22 protein-coding genes are annotated in these 24584 nt (G+C 65.1%); 14 read left to right on the top strand and 8 right to left on the bottom strand.

Features of this window, described 5'->3' with window-relative positions:
- Positions 1-154 precede the first annotated feature (154 nt).
- Positions 155-631, bottom strand: coding sequence for an SsrA-binding protein SmpB (gene smpB / locus OEZ49_RS01425; protein WP_164130809.1), 477 nt, complete (start codon positions 629-631; stop codon positions 155-157).
- A gap of 119 nt (positions 632-750) precedes the next feature.
- Between smpB and OEZ49_RS01420 the strand changes: the two genes are divergently transcribed.
- On the top strand, positions 751-1467 hold the full coding sequence (locus OEZ49_RS01420; RefSeq protein ID WP_263386656.1) for a type 1 glutamine amidotransferase: 717 nt from the start codon (positions 751-753) through the stop codon (positions 1465-1467).
- Between the two features lie 2 nt (positions 1468-1469).
- On the opposite strand, the gene OEZ49_RS01415 is transcribed toward OEZ49_RS01420, so the two are convergent.
- Both OEZ49_RS01415 and OEZ49_RS01410 read right to left on the bottom strand, forming a co-directional pair.
- Positions 1470-3134: an amidohydrolase gene (locus tag OEZ49_RS01415; RefSeq protein ID WP_263386655.1), complete on the bottom strand. Its 1665-nt coding sequence runs from the start codon at positions 3132-3134 to the stop codon at positions 1470-1472.
- Positions 3131-3844 carry a TetR/AcrR family transcriptional regulator gene (locus tag OEZ49_RS01410; RefSeq protein ID WP_263386654.1) on the bottom strand — a complete coding sequence of 238 codons (714 nt, stop codon included), beginning with the start codon at positions 3842-3844 and terminating at the stop codon, positions 3131-3133. The genes OEZ49_RS01415 and OEZ49_RS01410 overlap by 4 nt, the downstream gene beginning before the upstream one ends.
- Before the next feature lie 118 nt (positions 3845-3962).
- Between OEZ49_RS01410 and OEZ49_RS01405 the strand changes: the two genes are divergently transcribed.
- The 7 genes from OEZ49_RS01405 to OEZ49_RS01375 all read left to right on the top strand — a co-directional run bounded on the left by OEZ49_RS01405 (position 3963) and on the right by OEZ49_RS01375 (position 11809).
- Positions 3963-5024: an ABC transporter ATP-binding protein gene (locus OEZ49_RS01405; protein WP_263386653.1), complete on the top strand. Its 1062-nt coding sequence runs from the start codon at positions 3963-3965 to the stop codon at positions 5022-5024.
- A gap of 4 nt (positions 5025-5028) precedes the next feature.
- A complete protein-coding gene (locus OEZ49_RS01400) occupies positions 5029-5961 on the top strand; it encodes an ABC transporter permease (protein ID WP_397545642.1) in 933 nt (310 codons plus the stop codon).
- Positions 5954-6778 (top strand): ABC transporter permease, encoded by an 825-nt coding sequence (locus tag OEZ49_RS01395; protein ID WP_263386652.1) that lies wholly within the window; start codon positions 5954-5956, stop codon positions 6776-6778. Before OEZ49_RS01400 ends, OEZ49_RS01395 begins: the two co-directional genes overlap by 8 nt.
- Before the next feature lie 65 nt (positions 6779-6843).
- Entirely contained in the window at positions 6844-7866 is a 1023-nt protein-coding gene (locus OEZ49_RS01390) for an ABC transporter substrate-binding protein (protein ID WP_263386651.1), read from the top strand.
- Between the two features lie 84 nt (positions 7867-7950).
- Positions 7951-9162: a serine hydrolase domain-containing protein gene (locus tag OEZ49_RS01385; RefSeq protein WP_263386650.1), complete on the top strand. Its 1212-nt coding sequence runs from the start codon at positions 7951-7953 to the stop codon at positions 9160-9162.
- Between the two features lie 11 nt (positions 9163-9173).
- Positions 9174-10598 carry an amidase gene (locus OEZ49_RS01380; RefSeq protein ID WP_263386649.1) on the top strand — a complete coding sequence of 475 codons (1425 nt, stop codon included), beginning with the start codon at positions 9174-9176 and terminating at the stop codon, positions 10596-10598.
- A gap of 86 nt (positions 10599-10684) precedes the next feature.
- Positions 10685-11809: an LptF/LptG family permease gene (locus tag OEZ49_RS01375; protein WP_263386648.1), complete on the top strand. Its 1125-nt coding sequence runs from the start codon at positions 10685-10687 to the stop codon at positions 11807-11809.
- Between the two features lie 9 nt (positions 11810-11818).
- Here OEZ49_RS01375 and OEZ49_RS01370 read toward each other — a convergent pair whose 3' ends face one another.
- From OEZ49_RS01370 to OEZ49_RS01355, 4 genes are read right to left on the bottom strand one after another with little or no spacing between them, the layout of a single operon-like run.
- Positions 11819-13798: an oxidoreductase gene (locus OEZ49_RS01370; protein ID WP_263386647.1), complete on the bottom strand. Its 1980-nt coding sequence runs from the start codon at positions 13796-13798 to the stop codon at positions 11819-11821.
- Positions 13795-14526, bottom strand: a complete 732-nt coding sequence (locus OEZ49_RS01365; RefSeq protein ID WP_263386646.1) for an NAD(P)-binding domain-containing protein — start codon at positions 14524-14526, stop codon at positions 13795-13797. The genes OEZ49_RS01370 and OEZ49_RS01365 overlap by 4 nt, the downstream gene beginning before the upstream one ends.
- A 1-nt stretch (position 14527) precedes the next feature.
- Positions 14528-16573, bottom strand: a complete 2046-nt coding sequence (locus OEZ49_RS01360; RefSeq protein ID WP_263386645.1) for an NADH:flavin oxidoreductase — start codon at positions 16571-16573, stop codon at positions 14528-14530.
- A 9-nt stretch (positions 16574-16582) separates the two neighbouring features.
- Entirely contained in the window at positions 16583-18151 is a 1569-nt protein-coding gene (locus tag OEZ49_RS01355; RefSeq protein ID WP_263386644.1) for a trimethylamine methyltransferase family protein, read from the bottom strand.
- A 104-nt stretch (positions 18152-18255) separates the two neighbouring features.
- Here OEZ49_RS01355 and OEZ49_RS01350 point away from each other — a divergent pair, with 104 nt between their 5' ends.
- The 6 genes from OEZ49_RS01350 (at position 18256) to OEZ49_RS01325 (ending at position 24029) form a co-directional block, all read left to right on the top strand.
- Positions 18256-18879 carry a TetR/AcrR family transcriptional regulator gene (locus OEZ49_RS01350; protein ID WP_263386643.1) on the top strand — a complete coding sequence of 208 codons (624 nt, stop codon included), beginning with the start codon at positions 18256-18258 and terminating at the stop codon, positions 18877-18879.
- Positions 18880-18940: 61 nt separating this feature from the next.
- Positions 18941-19657: a transglycosylase SLT domain-containing protein gene (locus OEZ49_RS01345; protein ID WP_263386642.1), complete on the top strand. Its 717-nt coding sequence runs from the start codon at positions 18941-18943 to the stop codon at positions 19655-19657.
- Positions 19658-19682: 25 nt separating this feature from the next.
- Positions 19683-21755 (top strand): flagellar biosynthesis protein FlhA, encoded by a 2073-nt coding sequence (gene flhA, locus OEZ49_RS01340; RefSeq protein ID WP_397545641.1) that lies wholly within the window; start codon positions 19683-19685, stop codon positions 21753-21755.
- The gene (locus OEZ49_RS01335) at positions 21752-22525 is read left to right on the top strand and encodes a flagellar biosynthetic protein FliR (RefSeq protein WP_263386640.1); all 774 of its coding nucleotides are present in this window, start codon (positions 21752-21754) and stop codon (positions 22523-22525) included. Before flhA ends, OEZ49_RS01335 begins: the two co-directional genes overlap by 4 nt.
- Entirely contained in the window at positions 22522-23610 is a 1089-nt protein-coding gene (gene flhB / locus OEZ49_RS01330; protein ID WP_263386639.1) for a flagellar type III secretion system protein FlhB, read from the top strand. Before OEZ49_RS01335 ends, flhB begins: the two co-directional genes overlap by 4 nt.
- Positions 23607-24029 (top strand): hypothetical protein, encoded by a 423-nt coding sequence (locus tag OEZ49_RS01325; protein WP_263386638.1) that lies wholly within the window; start codon positions 23607-23609, stop codon positions 24027-24029. The genes flhB and OEZ49_RS01325 overlap by 4 nt, the downstream gene beginning before the upstream one ends.
- Positions 24030-24059: 30 nt before the next feature.
- On the opposite strand, the gene OEZ49_RS01320 is transcribed toward OEZ49_RS01325, so the two are convergent.
- The gene (locus tag OEZ49_RS01320; RefSeq protein ID WP_164130770.1) at positions 24060-24581 is read right to left on the bottom strand and encodes a flagellar basal body-associated FliL family protein; all 522 of its coding nucleotides are present in this window, start codon (positions 24579-24581) and stop codon (positions 24060-24062) included.
- Positions 24582-24584 lie beyond the last annotated feature (3 nt).

Here is a 24584-nt window from a genome sequence, read left to right as displayed (position 1 = left end):
GCTTGACGTCCCGCCTGTGGCCCGGGCGGACGCCTCCGGCAGGAGTATTTGGCACCAGAAAGAAACCCTGATCGCTCTTGCTTCTTTCTGGTCGGAAATACTCCGGGGGGTCTGGGGGGCTGGCCCCCCAGCTCGCGCTCTGCCGCATGCCCGGTCAGGAGTTTTCCTTGAGCAGGCGCTGTTTCTGGCGGTTCCAGTCGCGCTTGGCCTCGGTTTCGCGCTTGTCGTGGATCTTCTTGCCCTTGGCGATGCCGAGCTTCATCTTGGCGATGCCCTTGTGATTGAAATAGAGCACCAGCGGCACCAGCGTCATGCCCTTGCGCTGGGTCGCGTTCCAGAAATCGGCCAGCTGCTTGCGCGAGACGAGGAGCTTGCGGCGGCGGCGCTCCTCGTGGCGGAACATCTTGGCCTGTCCGTAGGGCGGGATGTAGGAGTTGACCAGCCAGAGTTCGCCGTTTTCCACGGCGGCGTAACTGTCAGCGATATTGGTGCCGCTGCCGCGCAGCGCCTTGACCTCGGACCCTTCGAGCACGATGCCGCATTCGACGTCGTCCTCGATCGCGTAATCGAAGCGCGCGCGCCGGTTCTCGGCAATCACCTTGTAGTTCGGGTCTATCTTTTGCTTGGCCATGGGGGGCAGATTTAGGCGCGTTCAGGCGCCCTTGCAAGCGGGGTGGCGCGGTTTCGAGTTGCCAGCCGCCGAGCGCCGCTGCACAAACGGGGTAAACGGACCGGGGCGAGGCAAGGCGGATGCGCGTATTGATCCTGCAACATGCGGAGTTTGAACATGCCGGGCGGTTCCGGGCGCTGTTCGCGCGCGAGGGGATCGGGACACGAGCCGTGCTGATGCCCGAGGCCACGCGCCTGCCCGCGCTCGATACATTCGACGCGCTCTGGGTGCTGGGCGGGGTGATGCAGGTCTGGGAGACCGACAAATATCCTTGGTTGGTGGACGAGCTGGACCTGATCCGCCGCGCGGTCGAGGCGGGCAAGCCCTATTTCGGGATCTGTTTCGGTCACCAGTTGCTTGCTGCCGCGTTGGGCGGCGAGGTGGGGCCGGCCGAGGTGGCGGAGTTCGGGGTGATCCCGGTGCGCCGGTCCGGGCCGCAGGCGGGGTTGCTGGAGGGGCTGCCCGAGGAATTCCCCGTGTTCAGCTGGCATTCGGCCGAGATCAAGGCGCTGCCGCCGGGCTATGCGCCGCTGGCCGAGACCGGCGATTGCGGCAACCAGCACATGACCGGGAAGGGCGCGGTGGGCTCGGTGCAGTTTCATCCCGAGATCGACACCGCGACGATGCGTGACTGGTTCGCCAGCCCCGGCGTGATCGAGGATCTGACACCGAAGCTGGGCCCCGACCCGGAGCGGGTGATGATCGAGATGCTGGAGCGGCACGAGGCCGAGCTGTCACATCTGGCCGAGACGCTGTTTACCAATTGGCTGGCGCGGGCCCGCGCCGGCCTTGGCTGAGGTTACGCCTCCCAGATCGGGACGCCCTCGCTGAGGGTTATGGCCGCGCGGGCCTGGTCCAGCTCCTCGGGCGGGATCGCCTCAAGGTCTCGGTCCATGATCACGATATCGGCGAGGTAGCCTGTGGCCAGCTTGCCGGTGCGATCCTCGGCAAACCCGGCATAGGCGCCGCCCCAGGTGTAGCCATGCAGCGCTTCATGCAGGGTGCAGGCATGGGCGGGATCGCCGTCGCGCCAGGGCTGGCGCATCACCGCCGCCTTGACCCCGCGCATCGGGTTCAGGTCCGAGACCGGCCAGTCCGAGGCGAAGGCGATGGGCACGCCCTGCGCCCGCAGGTAGGAGACCGGAAAGGCCCAGGGCCAGCGCGCCGCGCCCACCTTTGTGGTCCAGGGATCGAGCGGGAAATCCATCGCGCCGGGCGGGTGCGGCGGCTGCATCGAGGCGACCACGCCCAGTTCGCGGAAGCGCGGCAGGTCGTCGGGGTGCAGCACCTCGATATGTTCGATCCGGTGGCGCGAATCGCGCGGGCCGTTGGCGCGGCGCGCGGCCTCGTAGCCGTCGAGCACCCGGCGCACCGCGCCGTCGCCGATGGCATGGACCGAGATTTGCAGGCCGCGCCGGTCGGCTTCGATGGCAGCCTCGGTGAAGCGTTCGGCCGAATGCAGCGGTTCGCCGCGCCAGCCGGGGCGGTCGGCGTAATCCTCGACCATGACGGCGGTGGAGCTGTCGACCACCCCGTCCATGAACATCTTGACCCGCCGCGCGCTGAGCCGGTCGGTGGCGAATTCGGCCGCCAGTTCCGATGCCTCGGCCAGCGACGAGACCGGTTTCGACGGGGTCAGGTGGAACGGGATCTCGGTGCGGCAGATCAGGTCGCCCGCCTGTTCGATCTCGCGCAGCAGATCGAGCTGGTAACGGTTGCCGTCCATGTTGTGCAGGCTGGTGAAGCCGTAGGAGGCGCAGAGTTTCAGCCCGTCGCGCATCACCGCCAGATCGGCGGCGCGCTGTGCCGGGGTAGGCGGCGTTTCAGGTTCGACGCCCAAGAGGCCCAGGCTTTCGCGCCCGCCCGAGGAGCGCAACACCATTACCGGGTCAAAAGCTGCGTGTTCGCGCAGCTCGCCCGCGGCGGTGCCGTCGGGGGCCATCACCACCTCGTTGCCGGGCGGGGTGTCGCGGCCATGCATCAGACCGGCGGCGGTCAGCGCGGCGGTGTTGGCCCAGGCGGTATGGTGATCGCCCGCAAACAGGATCAGCGGCCGGTCGGCCAGCGCCTGGTCGAGCAGTTGGCGGGTGGTGGTGACGCCCTCGCCGAACAGGTTGTAATCGGCGGCCTTGCAGATCAGCAGCGCCTCTTGCGGATTGGCCTTGGCATAGGCCTGCACCTTGTCGCGCAGCGCGGCCAGGCCGTGCACACCGTCGAGTTGCAGGAAACGCTGGCCGAAGGCTCCGGCGAAAAGATGCAGATGCGCCTCGACCAGGCCGGGCAGAACGGTGCCGCCCTGCGCGTCGATCCGGCGCGCGCCGGGGGCGGCCAGTGCGGCGATATCGGCGTTTGAGCCGACCGCCAGAATGCGCCCGCCCGAGATGGCAAGCGCCTCGGCCCGGGGGGTGGCTGGATCCATCGTCAGGACCCGACCGTTCAGGATCACCAGATCGGCGTTGCTCATCGAGCTTCCTTTGTGCGTTTGAGGGGAGAGGTGGCGGCGAAGCCGTCGTCGAACACGAGGGCGACCAGCGCGGCAATGGCCTGCATGACCTCGGCCCGATGGGTGTCGAACGTCATCGCGTCATTCTTGATGTAAGAGAAATAGCACATGGTCCAGGTGTCATAGAACAGCCGCGACAGCACATCCGGGTCAGGCGCTGTGCCATTGCGCAGCACCATGTCGTAATCGCTCATGAACGTACCGATCAGCTTGCGGAGCTCTTGATCCGAATTGGTGAACTGGCGTTCGAACTCGGATTGCGGGCGGCGGATATTGGCCGCCTCGGCATAGCGCCAGACCCGCTTTCCGGCGATCTGCATGGTCTTGGCCGTCAGGTCGACAAGGAAGGCACCCAGAACCTCGGCAAAGGGCTGGCCGGTTTCCCGTGGCAGGTTCATGTGGTTGGTCCGCTCGCGCTCTGCCCCTTCGAAGATCAGCGCGCTGAGGATGTTTTCCTTGGACCCGAAGTAGTTGGACACCGTGGGCGGCGAAACCCCGGTCTCCTGCGCGATGTCGGCCAGTGTCGTTGCATCGAAGCCGTTGACCGCGAACAGGTGCCCGGCGGCATCCAGAATCTCTTGCCTGCGCCGAGCCTTCTTACGACCGCGCAGACCGGTTTCGGAGCTGTCGCCCGGGTCGACCTGATCACTATTTGGGCGCTCGAATGCCAAGTCGATTTCCCATGCAAAAAAGTTTTTCTAAGAAAATTTTTTTATTGACTAAAATATTTTTGTCAATAGCACTTTAATGCGAGCATGTGATCTGCCCGCAGCAAACCAAAGGCCATTCATGATCGAAATCGACAAGGTGACGAAGACTTTTGGCGCGGGCGATGCCGCGTTTACCGCGTTGCGCGATGTCAGTGTCACGATCCGGGAAAACGAGTTCTTTACGCTGCTGGGGCCGTCGGGCTGCGGCAAGACCACATTGCTGCGCCTGATCGCGGGGTTCGAACCGCCGACCATCGGCGCCATCCGGCTGAGCGGGCGCGACATCACCCGGCTGCCGCCAAACCAGCGGCCGGTGAACACGGTGTTCCAGAACTATGCCCTGTTCCCGCATATGAGCGTGGCGGGCAATATCGCCTTTGGGCTGGAGATGCTGGGCAAGCCCAAGGACGAGATCGCAAAGACAGTCGACGAGATGCTGCGGCTGGTGCGGATGGAAGAGCTGAAGCATCGCAAGACCTCGGAGATATCGGGCGGGCAGCAGCAGCGGGTGGCGCTGGCCCGGGCGCTGGCGCCGCACCCCGAGGTGCTGTTGCTGGACGAGCCGCTGAGCGCGCTGGATCTGAAGCTGCGCAAGGAGATGCAGATCGAGTTGAAGCGGTTGCAGAGCGAGACCGGGATCACCTTTGTCTTTGTGACCCATGACCAGGAAGAAGCGCTGACCATGTCGGACCGCATCGCGGTGATGAGCGGCGGGCGCATCCTGCAAATCGGGAACCCGCGCGAGATCTACGAGCGGCCCTCGGAACGGTTCGTGGCGAACTTCATCGGCGAATCGAACTTTTTGAACGGGCAGTTGTCGGCCGGGTCGGTGACGCTGGAGGCGGGCGGAACATTCACGGTCGAACCGCCGCAAGGCGTGGCCGACGGCAAGGTCAGCGTGCTGATCCGGCCCGAACATGTGACCGTGGCAGGAACCGGCGCCGAAGGCGCCGCACTGATCGCCACGGTGGAAAACGTGGTCTATTCCGGCGAAGCGACCGTGGCGCATTTGAAACTGAAGACCGGCGAGGCGATCAAGGCCCGCGCGTCGAACCTGCCCGGGGCCAGCGGCCTGCTGGAGACGGGTGCGCAGGTGGGCGTGTCGGTGGCGCCGGGCGCGGTCACGGTGCTGGTGGACTAGGCGCATGAGCGAACAGGCCGCATATCGCCCCGGAGAGCTGGAAGCCGAAGCCCAGGCCGCCGACAACCGCAGCCGCTGGATGCTGGCATTGCCGGCCGTGGTCATCATCACACTGGCGGCGGCGGGGCCGCTCATGGTGATGGTGGTCTATTCCTTTCTGACGCCGGGCGATTACGGCAATGTCGTTTGGAAATTCTCGTTGGAAGGCTGGATGAACACTCTGGTGCAGCGGGACATCTTTGACGACACGCTGATCTGGGCCGATGCGCATCTGTCGATCTTCTGGCGGTCGTTCTCGCTGTCGCTGATCACCACGGTGCTGACGTTGATCTTTGGCGTGCCGACGGCGTGGTTCATCGCCACCCAGCCACCCGGCAAGCGCGAGTTCTGGCTGTTCCTGATCACCGTGCCGTTCTGGACCAACCTGCTGGTGCGGACCATCGCCATTCAGGAGCTGTTGCGGTCCGAAGGGGTGATCAACCTTGTCCTGCTGAAACTGGGGATCATCGACGCGCCGATCCAGATGATGTTCACCAATTTCGCCATCGGCTTCGGCATGACCTATGTGTACCTGCCGCTGATGGTGCTGCCGGTCTATGCGGCGGTGGACAAGCTGGATTTCCGCCTCGTCGAGGCGGCGCATGACCTGTATGCCGGGCGTTGGACCGCGTTCCGCCGGGTGATCCTGCCGCTGATCAAGCCGGGCATCATCGCGGGCTCGATCCTGGTCTTCATCCCGTCGCTGGGCGCCTATGTGACGCCCCGGGTGCTGGGCGGCGGCAAGAACCTGATGTTCGGCAACCTGATCGAGTTGCAGTTCGGTCAGGGCCGAAACTGGCCGCTGGGAGCGGCGCTGTCGCTGATGCTGATGGCGGCGGTGATGATCGCGCTGATGTGGTATGTCCGGGTGACATCGAGGGAGCAATCAGATGACTGAATCCCGCACGCAGAAACCGCCAAAGGGCTATTCGGTCCGCACCCTGCCGGGCTTCGCCATCGTGGCCATCTTTACCCTGATCACGCTTTACGCGCCGATCGCGATCCTGGTCACCTTTTCGTTCAACGCCGGCACCTCGATGGCGATCTGGGAGGGGTTCAGCCTGCGCTGGTACCAGCAGGCCGTCGCCAACGAGGCGGTGCAGGATGCCGCCGTGCGGTCGCTGTTCCTGGCGCTGGTCGCGGCCTCGGTGGCGACGGTGGCCGCCACGATGGCGGCGCTGGCCACCACCCGGACCCGCCATTTCCCCGGCAAGACGATGATTTATGCGCTGATCAACCAGCCGCTGATGGTGCCCGAGATCGTCACCGCCGTGGCGCTGTTGATCGTGTTCGCGGCCATCAAGGTCTGGACCGGGCATACCAGCATGATCTACCTGATCGTGGCCCATACCGCGTTCTGCGTGCCCTTTGCCTATCTGCCGATCCGCGCCCGGCTGGAGACCATGGACCTGTCGCTGGAGACCGCGGCGCAGGATCTTTATGCCTCGCGCTGGCTGACCTTTCGCCGGGTAACCCTGCCGTTGATGTGGCCGGGGATCGTGGCCGGGCTGATGCTGGCCTTTGTCATCTCGCTGGATGACGTGGTGATCACCGAATTCGTCAAATCCGCCGGGCAGGAGACCCTGCCCACCTATATGCTGGGGCAATTGCGCCGCGTGGTCACGCCCGAGGTCAACGCGATCTCGACCGTGATCCTGCTGGCGGGCGCGATCCTGGTATCGCTGTTTTTCCGCCTGACCTCGAAACGGGGCTAGGCGCATTTCAACCGGCCGCGAGAGCCGGGACCAAACGTGAACGGACCAACAAGGAGAGAACATCCATGAGACACGTACTTGCCGCGGCATCCGCGCTGGCCCTGATGGCCGGAGGCGCCTATGCCAAGGAACTGAACATCTATAACTGGGGCAACTACACCAACCCCAAGCTGATCGAGAAATTCGAGGCCGAGACCGGCATCAAGGTGACGATCACCGATTACGACAGCAACGACACCGCGCTGGCCAAGGTCAAGGCGGGCGGTCACGGGTTCGACATCGTGGTGCCGACCCATACCTATGTGCCGATCTGGATTTCCGAGGGACTGTTGGCCGAAACCCGCCCCGACCAGATGGAAAACTTCAAGAACATGGACGCCAAGTGGGTCGATGTGGATTGGGACCCTGGCCGGCATTACACCGTGCCATGGCAGTGGGGCACCACCGGCGTTGTGGTGAACACCAAGTACTACAGCGGCGATATCAACACCTCTGCCATCTTCCTGGATCCGCCCGAAGAACTGCGCGGCAAGATCAACGTGGTGCCGGAGATGGGCGACGTGATGGTCATGGCGATCATGTATCACGGCGGCGAACCTTGCACCGACGACAAGGAAGTGCTGAAAAAGGTTCACGAGACGCTAGTGAATGCCAAGCAGCACTGGCTGGGCATGGATTACGGCAACCTGGAGAAATTCGCCAAGGAAGACCTTTGGGCGGGTGTAAACTGGAACGGCTCGACCTTCCGGATGCGGTTGCAGAACGAGGCGATCGCTTATGGCTATCCCAAGGAAGGCTATCCACTGTGGATGGATTCGGTCGCGGTTCTGAAGGATGCCAAGAACATGGACGAGGCCAAGGCATTCCAGAACTTTGTCATGGCCCCGGAAAACGCCGCGCTGATCTCGGAATTTGCGCGTTATGCCAACGGGATCGCGGGGTCCGAGGCGTTCATGCCCGAGGACATGAAAACCGCGCCCGAGATCGTGATCCCCGAAGAGCTGAAGTCTGTGGGCAAGTTCAACGGCACCTGCGCGCCGGAGACACAGGCGCTCTATACCCGGATCTGGACCGACCTTCAGAAGTAAGGTTGTGAGACAGGAAAGGGCCCGGTTGCGGGCCCTTTCGCTGGCCCTTTTTTCGAACGGGGCGACAGCCTTCTGAGAGGAACAATGACCTTCTATCGCAATGCCGACCCGCAGGCGCCGATCCTGCGGGGCAAGGAGCCGCTTGGCTGGCGCCTGCCACCCTATGACTGGGATCGGGCACCCTGGAACCGCTGGACCTTCCAGAACATCCGCATGTGTGTACCGACCGAAGAGATCGCGCGCGGACCCGACGCGCTGGAGTGGCAAGAGGCGCCGCAGGACCTGTCGGGTGTCGCGTTCACCGGCTGGGACGGCAAGCCGATGACGCTGGCGGATCTGCTCGCGGACTATGCCGACGGGTTCCTGGTGGCGCATCGGGGCCGCATTCTGCACGAAAGCTATCATAACGGGATGACGCGCGGGTCGCGACATCTGCTGATGTCGGTGTCGAAGTCGATCACCGCGACCACCGTCGGCATCCTGATCGACCGGGGCCTGCTGGACCCCGCAGCCCCGATGACGGAATACCTGCCCGAACTGGCGGCGACGGGCTGGAAAGGCGCGACGCTGCAACAGGTGCTGGACATGACCACCGGCGTTCGGTTCGTCGAGGATTACGAGGATCCCGATTGCGATGTGGCGCGGCTGGAATATGCCTCGGGGTGGAAGCCGTTGCCAGCGCATATGGCGCCGGGGTCCTGTCCGGACAACACGTGGGATTACATTTTGTCGCTGACCGAATGCGAGGCCGCGCATGGGGCGCGGTTCAGCTATCGCTCGATCGAGACCGATCTCTTGGGCGTGCTGATCGCGCGGGTGAGCGGGCAATCCTTTGCCCGGACGGTGTCCGAGGTGTTGTGGGCGCCGATGGGCGCCGAGACCGGGGCCTATGTCACCGTCGACCGCAACGGCACCCCGCTGGCCGATGGCGGCATCTGTGCCAGCCTGCGCGATTGCGCCCGGTTCGGTCAGACCATGCTGGACGACGGCCGCGCCGGTGGGCGGCAGGTTATCCCAAGCGCCTGGATCGAGGATGTACGCCGGGGCGACCACGGGCGATTCGACGATCAGAGCCGCGAGTTCATGCCCAACGGGCGCTATCGCAACATGTTCTGGATCCGCGACGTCGCCCGGCCCGTCCATATCAGCTTGGGGATTTATGGGCAGGTCATCTACGTCGACCCTGAGCACGAGCTGGTGGTCGCCTGCCAGTCGAGCTGGCCCGAGTCGCTGTCGGATAGCCGCCATTCCAACACCATGCGGGCAATCGACGCGATTGCCGCCGCACTCAGCTGAAAGGGAAAGACATGTCGGACCTGATCTATCTTACCGCGACCGAGGCTCTGGCCCGGTTCGCCGACAAGAGCCTGTCGCCGGTCGAGTTGCTGTCGGCGCAGATCGCCCGGGCCGAGGCCACGGCGGAGACCGTCAACGCCTTTACCCATACCCATTTCGACGAGGCGATGGACCTGGCCCGCGCCGCCGAGGCGCGCTGGACCAAGGGCGCGCCGAATGGCCCGCTGGACGGGCTGGCGGTGGCGATCAAGGACGAGAGCATGATCGCGGGCAAGCCCACGTCGAGCGGCTCGCTGATCATGCAGGATTTCGTGGCCGACCATACCTCGCCCATGAACCAGCCCATTCTGGCCTCGGGCGCCATCGTGCATGCGCGCACGGCGACGCCCGAATTTTCCTGCGCCGGGTTCACCTGGTCGCGGCTGTGGGGGGTGACGCGCAATCCGTGGAACCCCGAGTTCACCCCCGGCGGGTCGTCGGGCGGATCGGCGGCAGCGCTGGCGGCGGGCACGACGACGCTGGCCACCGGGTCGGATATCGGTGGGTCGATCCGCATCCCGGCCTCCTGCTGCGGGCTGGTGGGGTACAAGCCGCCCTATGGGCGCAACCCCGACGACATCCCCTTCAACCTGGATTTCTACTGCCATACCGGGCCGTTGGCACGTTCGGTGTCGGATGCAATCCTGCTCCAAAACCTGATGAGCGGGCCGAACCCGCTGGATATCTCGACCCTGAAGCCCAAGCTGGTGCTGCCCGACAGTTATCCCGACATTCGCGGCTGGAAGATCGCGCTGTCGATGGATCTGGGCAGTTTCGCTGTGTCCGAGGACGTGCGGCGCAACACGCAAGCGGCGGCGCAGGTGTTCCGCGACCTGGGCGCGACGGTGGAGGAGGTCGAGATCGGCTGGGGCGCGGAAGTGTCCGAGGCCTGCTGGGCCTATCTGACCCATATCTTTGGCGGCGCCCTGTCCGAAGAGCTGGAGAGCCATGGCGACCTGATGACGACCTATTGCCGGGCCTTCGCGGAAAGCTCGCTGAGTTCCACCGCGCGCGATTTCGTGCGCTCGCTGCAAGTGGCGGGCGAAAGCTACAAGAAGCTGGGGCCGCTGCTGGAACGGTACAATTGCCTGATCTGCCCCACCAACGCTTTGCCCGCCGTGCGGGCCGATTTCGACCCGTCGACCGAGGGACTGGAGATTGAAGGTATATCGGTGCGGCCCGAGTTGGGCTGGGTGATGACGACGCCCTTCAATATGATGAGCCGCTGCCCGGTGATCTCGGTGCCGTCGGGCTTTGCCGGAAATGGCGTGCCGACCGGCATACAGATCGTCGGGCCGACCTATAGCGACGAGGTGGTGTTCCAGGCGGCGATGGCCTATGAGGCGGCGCAGGGCGGCTGGTTCGCGGATGCGGCAGGCAGGCCAAAACTGACCTAAGCGGGAACTGCCCCGGAAATGTGAGTTTCGCATTCCTCAGCCATGGCTTATGGTGCCGCATCCGGACAGCCAAGGCGAAAGACTGCATGTCGAAATTCGATGGATATTTCCTGCGCCAGTTGCTGGTGTTGTGCGGGTTTTTTGCCTTTGTCTTGGTCGGCGTGTTCTGGATCAGCAAGGCGGTCAGCCTGTTCGACAAGCTGATCAGCAGCGGCCAGACGGCCATGGTGGCGCTGGAGTTCACCGCGCTGTCGCTGCCCTCGCTCATCCGCACGGTGATGCCGATGGCGGCCTTTGCCGCCACCGTCTATGTCACCAACCGGCTGAACCGCGAAAGCGAGCTGACGGTGATGCTGGCCACCGGAACCAGCCCGATGCGGCTGGCCCGTCCCGTGGTTCTGTTCGGGCTGATATGCGCGGTGATGCTGGGCACGATCACGCTTTACCTGCGCCCCGCCTCGCTGCAACGGCTGGAGGCACGGCAGGCCGAAGTGGCGGGCGACATGACGGCGCAACTGCTGAATGACGGGCAGTTCATGCATCCGGTCAAGGGTGTCACCGTCTACATCGGCAATATCGGCCGCGACGGCACGCTGAGCGATGTCTACCTGTCGGACCGGCGGCGACCGGAACAGGTGGTGACCTATACCAGTTCCAAGGCCTTTCTGGCGCGCAGTGGCGAGCAGGTGGCGCTGGTGATGGTCGAAGGCACGGCCTTGCAGATGGATACAAAGACCAAGCTGCTGTCGACCACGGTGTTCAGCGATTTCACTTATGACATTTCGGCGCTGGCCAAGCGGGACGAGGTCCGGGCGCGGGACATTCGTGGTATTCCGACGCTGGAGCTGAATCGGGCACGGCTGGGCGGGCCCGGTGCCGATACCTATGCCCATGGAGACATCGTGGAAGAGTTGCAAGAGCGGCTGTCTTGGCTGGCCATCAGCGTGGCGGTAGCCATGGTCGGGTTCTCGACCCTAATGCTGGGCACGTTCTCGCGCTTTGGGCTGTGGCCGCAATTGCTGGGTGCGTTTGCGCTGCTTGTTGCGATCGAGGGGCTGCGCGGGGTCGCTTCCGCGACGGTGACCGAGCATCCGAACCTGTGGTGGCTGCAACATATGCCGGCGCTTGGCGGTATCGCGGTGTCTGTGCTGTTTCTCAGGATCGCGGGGCGACCGATCCGGCCGAGGCGCAGGGCGCCCGAGCTGGCCTGAGGCGCCGGGTCAGAGCGACAGTCCGGTCTTGCGGCCCTCGTGTATGGCGGCGGCGGCCAGTCGCGGGGCGGCAGCGTCGCCGATGCTGGTGGCCTTTGTCCCCATCTCCCGCAGCTCTTGTGCCAGACCGGTTTCGGGGGTGTTGGCGGTGGCCAGAACCAGACTGTCGGCGGCGATGGTTTCGGTCTCGCCGGTCAGCAGCGACAGGATCGCGGCGCCTGCGTCGCCCCACCCTGTCAGGGCGCTTTCCGTGACAAAACACACCCCCAGCCCGGCCAGCGTGGCGCGGGCGGGGAAATCGGTGGCCGAGCGGGCCAGTTCGCGCCCGATCATCGGGTCGGGGGTGACGATGGTGACCTTGTGGCCTTTTTCCGCCAGATGCCAGGCGGTGCCGATACCGCGCCAGTTGCCTGCCTCGTCCAGCAGCACGACATGGTCCCCCAGCCGGGCGGCGCGGGTCATCACGTCGTGGATGGACCAGACCTGCCCGCGTTCGATCCCCGGCAGGCGGGCCACATGCGGCAGCGCCTTTTGGAACCCCGTTTCCGGCGGGGCGGAGCCGGTGGCCAGTATCACATGGTCGGCCCCGATGGCGGCGACGTCCTGGGCATCCATATAGGTGTTAAACCGGATTTCGACCTGAAGCTGGCGCAGCTGCCGTTCGTACCAGCCGATCAGGTCGGTGATCTGGGCACGGCGCGGTTGCAGCCCGGCGAGCCGGAATTGTCCGCCGAGTTCCGGCCCCGCCTCGGCCAGGATCACCCGGTGCCCGCGTTCGGCAGCCACCCGGGCGCATTCCAGCCCGGCAGGGCCGCCGCCCACCACCAGTACGGTTTTGGGGGTCTGCGCGGGCGTGAACCGGTCGCCACCCCAGATGTATTCATGCCCGGCCGAGGGGTTCACGAGGCAGGAGATATAGTAATCGCGCCCGCGCCGGCCCCAGCATTGCTGGTTGCACGACAGGCAGCCGCGAATGTCCTGCGCCGCGCCGCGTTCGGCCTTGGCCACGAGATGCGGGTCGGCGATCTGACCGCGCACGATCGACACCAGATCGGCCCGACCGGCCCCCAGCACGGTGTTGGCGTTGTCGGGGGTGCGGATATTGGCCTCGGCCGTGACCAGCGCGGTCAGGTTCGCCTGTTTCAGCCGCTCGGCCAGATCGGCGCCGAGGTTTTCGGCATACTGAAAGCTGGGCAAAAGCTTGTAGAAGTCGAAATAGCTGCCCGCGCCGACGGTGACATAATCCATCAAGCCTTGGGCGTCGTGGAGCGCCACGATCTCGACCATCTCGTCATGGCTGAGGCAGACGGGCTTGTCAGAATCGTCGTTCACCGACAGGCCGATGATGAAATCGGGGCCGCAGGCGGCCCGGATACGCGCCATGATTTCGCGCGAAAGCCGGGTGCGGTTTGCAAGAGAGCCGCCCCATTGGTCGCTGCGCTGGTTGGAAAACGGCGTCCAGAACTGGTCGAGCAGGCAGTGATAGGCGGCCCAGACTTCGACCCCGTCGAAACCCGCTTTCTGGCAGCGGATCGCGGCATCGACAAAACCCTGAATGGTTTCCTCGATCTCATCCTCGGTCATGGCGTGGCTGCCATCGTTGTCGTGATAGCTGGGCCCGCCCGAGGGCGACCAGTTGGCGTGCCAGGAATTGTCCCAGTCGCCATGCGCGCCGACATGATAGAGCTGCTGGATCATCACCGTGCCATGCGCCTTGCACGCCTCGGTGATGCGGGCGAAATGCGGGATGACGTCATCGCTGGAGTGGCGGAAATTGCCGCGTGTCAGAACGGCGGCGGCATGGACCGGCATCGGCTCGACCACGATCATCGCGGCGCCGCCCATGGCGCGTTCCTCGTAATAGGCCAGATGCTGGTCGCCCGGCAGGCCGTCATGGGCCATGTTGGTGGTATGGGCGCCGAACACGATGCGGTTCTTCAGCTTTTTGTGCCGCAGCTGAACCGGGGCGAAGATGTGCTTGAAACTCATGCGTCTTGCTCCAGCCTATCAAGCCCTGCACGCAGGCTGTCGCCCATGCCCGCGCCCTCCATATGCAGGCGCAGGCGCTGGTTATAGCCGCCCGGCGTATTGAGCGCCTCGATCAGGCTGGCGCAGTCGGTGCCCGCAAGGCTGGAGGCCACGAGCGCACGCAGGAACGCCTCTCCCTGAGCGGGGTCAGAGACGCGGCTAGCGAGCCAGCCCGCCGCATCGCTGACCATCCGGGCCACCGGCGACAGCACCGCCTGGGCGCAGAGATAGGCCGCCATCTCGGCGGCGTCCTTCAGCGCAAAGACCTGGTTGCGCGCGCCAAACAATGCGCGGACCAGATCGGCATCGCCCTGCATCATGATGGGCGAGCCGCCCTGTGCGATGCCCGGAAAGGGCATCATGATCGCGGCGGCGCGGGCGGGGGCGACCATCTGCGCCACCTCCTCCAGCGTGGCGCCCGCCATCAGGGTGATCACCTGCTGATCGGCGCGAAAGGTCAAGGCACCAAGGATGCCCGACGCCTTTTCGGCCATCAGCCCGAGGATGACGATATCGCTTTCCTCGACAACCGCCTGATTGGAGGCGACCCGGACATTGGGGTAAGCGGCGGCCAGTGCCTGCGCATTGGCCGCGCTGCGGTCGGATACGGTGATCGCATGCCCGTCGCCCGCGATGCCGTGGACGACGGCGGTTGCGATGGTTCCGGTTCCGATCACCCCGATGCGCATGTCAGATATCCTTCACCAGCCTCAGCGCGTCATAGATCGCGGCATGGGTGTTGCGGGCGCTGACCGCGTCGCCGATGCGGAACAGCTGGAACGCACCATCGGGATTGGTTTCGATCCTCTGCGGATGCCCGTCGATCAGCGCCTGATAGTCGACCTCGCCGCCGTTGCGCGACAGCGGTCTGAGTTCGAAATAGAGGTCGGCCATCGGCATGGTGCCATAGTTCACCACCACCTGGTCATAGGTCTGGTCCTTGGTGAAGCTGCTGTAATCGGTACCGATTTTCGCCCGCAGCCGGTTCCCGTCGCGGGTCACGTCCAGCAGGCGGCGGGTGACGGTAAAGGTCACATCCTTGTCCTGAAGCGCGCGCATATAGGGCACCAGGTTCATGCCCATGATATCGGGGGCAAAGCTGCGGTCGGGGGTCATCACCTCGACCTTGGCGCCCGCATTGGCGGCAATCTCGGCCGCCATCACGCCCGGGTGATCGCCGCTTTCGTCATAGATCAGCACCTCGCGCCCTGGTTTCACATCGCCCGAGATCATGTCCCAGGCGCTGACCAGCAGGTCGTTCTCATGCCCGGATTCGAAGAGTTTCGTGTTGGGCAGGCCGCCAGTGGCGACGATCACCACATCGGGGTTCAGCGCGGTCACATCCGCCGCCTCGGCCCAGGTGTTGAAATGGAACTCGACATCGCGGGCGGCGCATTGCGCCATGCGCCAGTCGACGATGCCGATCATCTCGCGGCGGCGCGGGTTCTGCGTGGTCAAGCGGATCTGGCCACCGGGGTCGGGCTGGGCCTCGAACACGGTCACATGGTGGCCGCGCTCGGCGGCAACGCGGGCGGCCTCGAGTCCCGCCGGACCGGCACCCACAATCACGACCCGCTTGCGGGTCTCCGCCGCCGGTATCTGATGCGGCATGGTCAGTTCGCGCCCGGTGGCGGGGTTGTGGATGCACAGCGCCTCGCCCGCCTGATAGATCCGGTCCAGGCAATAAGTGGCGCCGACACAGGGGCGGATATCGTGTTCGCGCCCTTCGACGATCTTTTGCACAAGATAGGGATCAGCCATATGGGCACGGGTCATGCCCACCATGTCGAGCTGCCCGGTGACAATGGCATGGCGCGCGGTGGCGACATCGGGGATTTTCGAAGCGTGGAAGGTGGGCATGCCCACCTCGGCCCGGACCCGCCCGGCGAAATCGAGATGCGGTGAGGCCTTCATCCCCTGTACCGGGATCATGTCGGTCATCGCCGGGTCGGTATGGATCCGGCCCCGGTTGATATTGAGATAATCGAGCTGCCCGGTCGCCTTGAACATATGGGCGATCTGCATGCCCATCTCTTCGGTGATGCCGCCCGTCTGCGCCTCGTCGGGGGCAAAGCGGGTGCCGACGATAAAATCGTCGCCCACACGCTTGCGCACCGCGTCGATGATATCGAGCGTCAGTTGCATCCGGGTTTGCAGCGTTGCCTTGCCATAGGGGCCGTCGAGCTCGTTGCTGAGCGGTGACATGAACTGGTCCAGCAGGTGGCCATGGGTCATGATCTCGACCCCGTCGAGCCCTGCCAGTTTCATCTTTTCGGCGGCATCGGCGAAATCGCCGATGATGCGGGAGATGTCCCATTCCTCGGCCAGTTTCGGAAACCTGCGGTGCGCCGGTTCCCGGTCGGATGTCGAGCTGACCGAAGGCAGCCATGCGCCCTTGTCCCAGCCGGTGCGGCGGCCCAGATGGGTGAGCTGGATCATCACCGCGCAGCCATGGTCGTGGCATTCGTCGGCCAGTTTCTTCATCCAGCCCACCACTTCGTCACGCCAGACGAGGATGTTGTTGAACACCGGCGGGCTGTCGCGGCTGACCGAGGCGGACCCGGCGGTCATGGTCATCGCCACGCCCGCCTTGGCGCGTTCGACGTGATAGGCGCGATAGCGGTCCTTGGGCAGGCCGTCCTCGGGATAGGCCGGTTCATGACTGGTGGTCATGATCCGGTTTTTCAGGGTCAGGTGTTTCAGCTGATAGGGTTGCAGCAGCGGGTCGCGAGACATGGGGTTTCCTCAGTACCAGGCATCGGGCATGGAGGCTTTCTTGCGATCGATGAACTCGCGCAGCGCCTCGTCGGTCGCGTCGTCCATCGCCGGTGCCTCATAGGCGTTCAGGATATCCTTCCAGCGCTTGTTGGCGCGGATGGCATAGTCGGCGCTGCCCTGTTCGAACCAGGTCTCGTGGGTCTGGTCGTCGTTCAACCCGCTATCCCAATAGGCGGTTTCATAGTGGCGCAGGGTGTGGTCGGTGCCGAACATATGCTCGCCCGGGCCATTCTGCGCCAGCGCGTCGAAGCCAAGCGTATCCTCGTTCACCTCGATCCCGGCCAGATAGGAATGCAGCGCCCCGCACATGTCGGTGTCCATCACGAATTTCTCGTAGGACATGCTGAGCAGACCATCGACGAAACCGGCCGAATGCAGGATGTAGTTCGCGCCGCCCTGCACCGCCGACATCATCGACATCATCGCCTGCTGCATGGCCTGCCCGTCGGGTGCCTTGGAGGTCGAGAAATTGCCGGCACAGCGCAGCGGCATGTTCAGACGGCGCGCCAGTTGGCCCATCACCAGCGAACCCAGCGCCGGTTCCGGCGTGCCAAAGGTGGGGCTGCCCGTGCGCAAGCTCATCGACGACAGGAACCCGGCCAGAATGGCCGGCGCCCCCGGGCGGGTCAGCTGGGCGATGGCGCAGGAGGCCATGGATTCGGCCAGGCATTGCGCCACGGCCCCCGCCATGGTCAGCGGCGACACGGCGCCACCCAAGAGGAACGGCAGGTGGATCGACCCCTGCCCCGCCGCCGCATAGGTACGGATGCCCGCCGCCGTGACCCCGTCGATCACCAGCGGCGAGGTGGTGTTGAAATTGCCCATGATGACGCAGTTCCGGTCGACAAAATCCGCCCCGAACAGGATGCGGCACATCTCGATACTGTCGGCGGCGCGTTCGGGCGCGGTGATCGAACCCAGAAAGGCGCGGTCGGAATAGCGCATGTGGGCATAGACCATGTCCAGGTGCCGCTTGTTCACCGGGATATCCGTCGGCTCGCAGATGGTGCCGCCGGAATGGTGCAGCCAGGGCGAGGACTGGCCCAGCTTGATCAGGTTCCGGAAGTCCTGAATGGTGCCGTAGCGGCGGCCATTGTCCATGTCCATCACGAAGGGCGAGCCATAGGCGGGCGCGAACACCATCGCGTCGCCGCCGATATCGACATTGTTGGCCGGGTTGCGGGCATGCTGGGTAAAGCGCGCGGGCGCGGTTTTCAGAATCTCGCGCAGCATGCCCGGCTCGAACCGGACATTCCAGGTGTTGGCGCGCAGTTCGGTCACCTGCGCGCCCGCCTTCTTGTAGAGCGTCATGCTCTCTTCGTCGTCGCGCAACTCGATCCCGATCTCGGCCAGGATACGGTCGGCGGTGGCCTCGATTTTCTCCAGCGCTTCTTCGCCCAGCAGATCGTAGGTCGGGATCTTGCGGGTGATATAGGGCACCCGCAGATGCAGGTTCTGTCCCGGTTCGGCCGACCGGTTGGATTTGTCGGAACTGCGGCGCGCGCGCCGCGACCTGGGGGGCGTCTGATCGGTCATGGGTGAAACCTGCGATAAACAGCGAAACTGATCTATCTGTGCGTGACTCGACACTTGTGTCAAGTAACTTGTGCAGTAGTGTCGAGGATGCTAGATCTTGCGCCATGACAATCGCGCCCAAACCCTCCAGCACCGAGGCCGCCTGGCTGACGGCTGCCTATGACCTGCTGACCGAGAGCGGGGTCGAAGCGGTCAAGATCATGCCGCTGGCGCAGAAACTGGGCGTCGCGCGCACCGGATTCTATTGGCATTTCAAGGATCGTGAGGCCCTGCTGGAGGCGATGGTGCGCCGCTGGGAGGAAAAGAACACCGGCAATCTGGTGGCCCGGACCGAGGCCTTTGCCGAAAGCATCGTCGAGGCGATGTTCAACCTGTTCGATTGCTGGCTGGACGACGCATTGTTCGATGCCCGGCTGGATCTGGCGATTCGCAACTGGGCGCGCAACGACGCCGGGCTTCAGGCGCGGCTCGACCAGGCCGATCTGGCGCGGCAGAACGCGGTCGCCGCGATGTTCCTGCGGTTCGGCTATTCCGCTCAGCAGGCCAATGTGCGGGCGATGACGGTGATGTACACTCAGGTCGGCTATATCTCGATGCGGATCGAGGAAAACCCCGAGACCCGGCTGGCCAATATGCCCGACTATGTCGAGGTGTTCACCGGCGTTGCCCCGTCAGAGACCGACATCGACCGGTTCATGTCGCGGCACCCGGAATCCGGCCCGCGCTAACCCGTTGTAAACGGACCTGCCGATAACGTCCCGGGGAGCGGAAGAATCCCGGACAGGCAGAATGCCCAGACAATGCATCTCGAATACCATTCTTGCGCCCGCGATGCGGCTGGCGGTCTTGTGGATGCTTGCACTGGCCGATCCGGCGGCGGCAACGGTCGATCCCGGCACCTCGGGCCTGTGCGACATGGCGGCCCGGCGCGCGGCGCGCGCGCATGACGTGCCGCTTGACGTACTGCGCGCGATCACCCGGGTCGAAACCGGGCGCAGCAGCGGCGGCGCGCTGGAACCCTGGCCCTGGACCGTCAACATGGAGGGCGTCGGTCACTGGTTCCCCTCGCAGACCGCCGCGCAGACATATGTCTTTGAGCGGTTCAAATCGGGCGCGCGCAGTTTCGACTTGGGCTGTTTCCAGATCAATTACCGCTGGCACAGCCAGGCCTTCCGCTCGATCGACGATATGTTCGACCCCGAGATCAACGCCGATTACGCCGCCCGCTTTCTCAAGGACCTCTATGGCGAGCTGGGTTCGTGGAAGGCGGCGGCGGGCGCATTTCATTCGCGCACCCAGTCGCTGGCAGATGCCTATGCCGCCCGTTTCGAAACAACGCGGGTCCGGCTGGAAGATGCCGCCCCGGAACCCCGTACCGGATCGCTGACCGCCGCGCGGGCGCGGCCGCTGATCGCCCTTGGCGGCCAGACGCCTGCGGGCGGAACGCGCCTGGGCTCGCTTGTCGCCACAGGCCAGGCCGGCCGTGCCTTTATCCCGTTCAACTAGGATCGCCGCCTTGCCGAAAATTGACATGAGAACGCTGTTCAGCCCGACAGTTCTGCTGTCGCTGGCGCTGATGGCGATCATCGTGATGATGATCCTGCCGATGCCCGCCTGGGTGCTGGATATCGGGCTGGCGGCCTCTTTCGCGCTGGCGATCCTAATCTTTACCCTGACCCTGTTCATCGAGCGGCCGCTGGATTTCTCGTCCTTTCCGACCATCCTGCTGGCCTCGCTGATGCTGCGGCTGTCGCTCAATGTCTCCTCGACCAAGCTGATCATCGGTCAGGGGCATACCGGGCCCAATGCCGCGGGCGATGTGATCGAGGGGTTTGCCCAGTTCGTGATGAGCGGCAGCGTCTTTCTGGGCCTTGTGGTGTTCGGTGTGCTGCTGATCGTCAATTTCATGGTGATCACCAAGGGCGCCGCCCGCATGGCCGAGGTCGGCGCGCGCTTTGCGCTGGACGGGATGCCGGGCAAGCAGCTGGCCATCGACAGCGACATGTCGGCGGGCGCCATCGACCACCAACAGGCCAAGGCTCGGCGCGAGCTGGAACAGCAGGAAACCACGTTTTTCGGCTCGCTCGACGGGGCGTCGAAATTCGTCAAGGGCGATGCCATCGCCGGGCTGTTGATCACGCTCTTGAACCTGGTGATGGGGCTGATCATGGGGGTCATCGTGCACGGCATGCCGGTTGGCGCCGCGTTCGAGACCTATGCCATCCTGACGGTGGGCGACGGGCTGGTGTCGCAGATCCCCGCCGTGATCATCTCGATCGCCTCGGCCCTCTTGTTGGCGCGCGGCGGCACCCAGGGGGCGACCGATACCGCGCTGTTCGCGCAACTGGGGCGGCACCCGGCGGCGCTGGCCACGGTGGCGGTGCTGATGGTGCTGTTCGCGCTCGTGCCCGGCCTGCCCTTTCTGCCCTTTATCGCGGGCGGTGCGGTGCTGGGATATGCCGCCTGGTCGATGTACCGCAAGCAAAGGGCGGCGGCGGAAAGCGCGGCCAGGGCCGGGGCCGAGGCGGCGCCGGTGGCACGTCAGGGCATCGGCGATATCCTCGATCTGGACGACGTGCATCTGGAGTTCGCCCCCGACCTGGTGGGCATGGCGTTGGACCCGGGCACAGGTCTTGACGCCCGGATCGCCAATATGCGCACCCATGTCGCCTCGGCCTACGGGCTGATCCTGCCCGACATCCGGCTGACCGATCAGGCCGAGCTGCCCGCCGGGACCTATGTGATCAAGGTGCAGGGGGTCGAGCAGGCCCGTGGCGTGCTGCACCCCGATCTTATCCTAGCCCTGATGACCGACCAGCCCGACGCCCTGCCCGATGGCAAGGACGTGAGCGAGCCGGTCTATGGCGCGCCCGCCCGCTGGATCCTGCCCAAAGATCAGGAGACCGCCGCCCTGTCCGGGGCCACAATCGTGGCCCCGCCCGAGATCCTGGCGACCCATCTGCTGGAGGTGATCAAGCAGAACTTCGCCCGGTTGCTGACGCTCAAATCGCTGCGCCGGCTGCTGTCCGAAATGACGCTGTTGTCCGATCCGGCCCGCGCCGAGGCCAACCGCAAGCTGCTGGACGAGCTGATCCCCGACAAGGTGCCGATCGACACGCTGCACGCGGTGCTGCGCCTGCTTCTGGACGAACGGGTGTCGATCCGCAACATGCCGCTGATCCTCGAGGCGGTGGCCGAGGCGCGGCTGGCTACCACCCAGCCCGAGGCAATCTGTGAACATGTCCGCCAGCGGCTGGGCTTCCAGCTGGTGGCCGAGATGAAGCGGCCCGACGGCTCGATCCCGCTGGTGCAGCTGGCCCCGGAATGGGAAGAGACCTTTGCCACCTATCAGCTGGATGGCGCGGGCGGCGGGCTGGACATCGCGCTGCCGCCCGACCTGTTCAACAGGCTGGCCGACGGGATCGCGGGGCGCCTGGGACAGACCGCAAGCCAGGGGATTTTCGCGGCACTTGTCACCTCGACCCGCAGGCGGCGGTTCCTGCGCACCATCCTTCGGGCGCGCGGCATCTCGAACCCGGTACTTTCGTTCGAGGAAATCGGGCTCGAGGCACGGCCCTCGCTGGTCGGGCAGGTGCCGGCATGATCGCGCTGCCGCCCGAGCTCTTGACGCTATTCTCGGCCGAGCTCTGGCAGGTGTTCGCGGTGTTCCTGCGGGTCTCGGCCCTGGTTTCGGTGCTGCCCGCGTTTGGAGAATCGTCGATCCCGATGCGCGTCAGGTTCGGGGTCGCGGCGGCGTTCTCGATGATCATCGCCCCCGCGACGCCGCCCGCGCCCGCCGTCGCGGACCCGGTGCAGTTTGCCGCCCTGGCCGGCATCGAGGCGCTGGCCGGGCTGGCCATGGGCCTCGGCATCCGGCTTTTTGCCATGGCGCTTCAGGTGGCGGGGATGATCGCGGCCCAGGCCACCTCGCTGTCGCAGCTTTTGGGTGGCGCGGTCAGCGAGCCGACACCGGCGATGGGGCATCTGCTGACGATGGCGGGCCTGACCCTGGCGGTCATGGCCGGGCTGCATGTGCGCGCCGCCGAGTTCCTGATCCGGTCCTATACCCTGTTCCCGGTGGGCGAATTGCCGGCTGCGGCGAGCCTGACGCAATGGGGCGTGGCGCAGGTGGGCCGGATGTTTGCCCTGGCTTTTGGCCTGGCCGCGCCTTTTGTCATCCTGTCGCTGATCTACAACCTGGCGCTTGGGGCGATCAACCGGGCGATGCCACAGCTGATGGTCGCCTTTGTCGGCGCGCCGCTGATCACCTTTGGCGGCATGGCGCTGCTCCTGGTGGCAACGCCGGTGATCCTGTCGGTCTGGCTTGACGCCTTGATGGCGTTCTTCCAGGACCCGGTCGGAGCGCGGCCATGAGCGGGCCGGACGACGACAGCGAAAAGTCGTTCGAACCGACGCCGCACAAGTTGCAGAAGGCGCGCGAACGCGGCGAGGTCGCCCGGTCGGCCGACCTGTCGATGGTAGCGGGCTATGCCGGCATGACCCTGGCGCTGACCGGGCTGGGTGCGGCCGGGATGACGCAGTTGGCCAACCCGCTGGTCGTTCTCATCGACCAGTCCGACGGGCTGTCGCGGCTGATTTTCGACGGTCCCGCGGCCGGCCTTGTCGGCGGCCTCCTCGGCGCCGTATCGGTCGCGCTGCTGCCGGTTTTTGTCATCCCCGCCGCAGCGGTGATCCTGTCGGTGGTGGCACAGCGCGCATTTGTCATGGCGCCCTCCAAGCTGGAGCCGAAACTGTCGCGCGTCTCGATCGTGTCGAACGCCAAGAACAAGTTCGGGCGCGGCGGCCTGTTCGAGTTTGGCAAGAGCTTCGTCAAGCTACTCCTCTACTCGGTGACGCTGGGCCTCTTTATCCGGGTGAACCTGACCGAGATCGTGGCCACCGCCGGAATGGACGCCCGCCAGTCGGTTCTGATCATGGCGCGACTCTTGTCCGGCTTCATGTTCCTGGTGGTCGCGGTCGCGCTGGTGATCGGCGCGGTCGACTTTCTGTGGCAGCACGCCGAGCACATCCGCAAGAACATGATGTCCCGCAAGGAGATCATGGACGAGATGAAGGACGCCGAGGGCGACCCGCATGTCAAGAGCCAGCGCCGCCAGCGCGGGCAGGAGATCGCGATGAACCAGATGCTGGCCGATGTGCCCGGCTCGGACGTGGTGATCGTGAACCCGACACATTACGCGGTCGCCCTGAAATGGTCGCGGCAAAAGGGAGCCGCGCCGGTTTGTGTGGCCAAGGGCGTCGACGAGACCGCCACCGCGATCCGACGCGCCGCGATCGAGGCCGGGGTGCCGATCCATTCGGATCCGCCCACCGCCCGGGCCCTGCATGCGGTGGTCGAGATCGGGCAGGAGATCGGCGCGGAACACTACAGCCCGGTTGCCGCGGCCATCCGCTTTGCCGAGGCGATGCGGCGGCGGGCACGAGGCAAGATCAGATGAAACGACAGATGTTTGACCGCATGAGCCAGGCCGCCGACGCGCTCTATCTGCGGGAATACGAGCGCATTCGCGTCGTGATGGCCGAGGAGGCCCGGATCGCGGCGCAACTGGCCCAGCTGGACGCGCAACTGGCCAGCCTGCGCGACAGGGATGCATCCGACCACGGCTACAGATCCGTGGGCGCCGATATCCTGTGGCAGGCTTGGGAAACCCGTACGCGCCGGGCTCTGAACCAGAGCCTGGCGCGTGTGCGCGCGAAACGGCTGTCGATGATGGATGGGTTGCGGCTGGCCTTTGGTCGCAAACAGGCGATTGCCGAACTGGCGCAGAACCACCGGAACGACACCCTTCGGACGCGCAACAAGCGGTTCCAGGACAGGTTGTGCGCTGATCATGCCGCGCCCCCGGACGGGATTTGAACCGGTCCGTCAACGACCGGCCCGGGCGCGTCAGGAATCCTGACGCGCGATATCCACGATCAGCACCTCGACGATCTGATCGCCAAAGGTCATTTGCGCCGATTCGCGCAACGCGACCCGCAACGGGTCGAGCGTGCCGGGCCGGGTAAAGGCGCCATCGAACCCGCCGATATTGGCATGGTCGAACAGCACCCGCAGGAAACCGTCGCGCAGCTTGGGCTCTTTGGCAAAGAAATTGTCCGAGAACCCGGTCTTCACTTCGAGACTGAGCGTTACGGTGGCCAGCCCGGCGACCCGGTCATTGCTGACCAGCGGCACCACAAAGGGCTTGCTCATCTTGACATATTCGTTGCCGCTCGCCTCGGCGCCCTCGCCCTTGTCGCTGGCGTGATCGCTCGGGGGCTTGCCATGGCTGTCCTCGGTTGGCGGCTTGGCCGCGGTTTCGGCCTGGTTGCCAGCGCCGGACCCCTTGGGGCCCAGCGCGATGCCCGCGCCGATCCCCGCGCCGACTCCGAGGACCAGCATCAGGACCGGAAGAAGTTTTCCCAGCATCGC

This window comes from Ruegeria marisflavi (genome assembly GCF_025673445.1).
Classification (GTDB): domain Bacteria; phylum Pseudomonadota; class Alphaproteobacteria; order Rhodobacterales; family Rhodobacteraceae; genus Ruegeria_B; species Ruegeria_B marisflavi.
The sequence above is the reverse complement of the archived record's forward strand: the minus strand, read 5'-3'. Positions and strand labels throughout refer to the sequence as shown.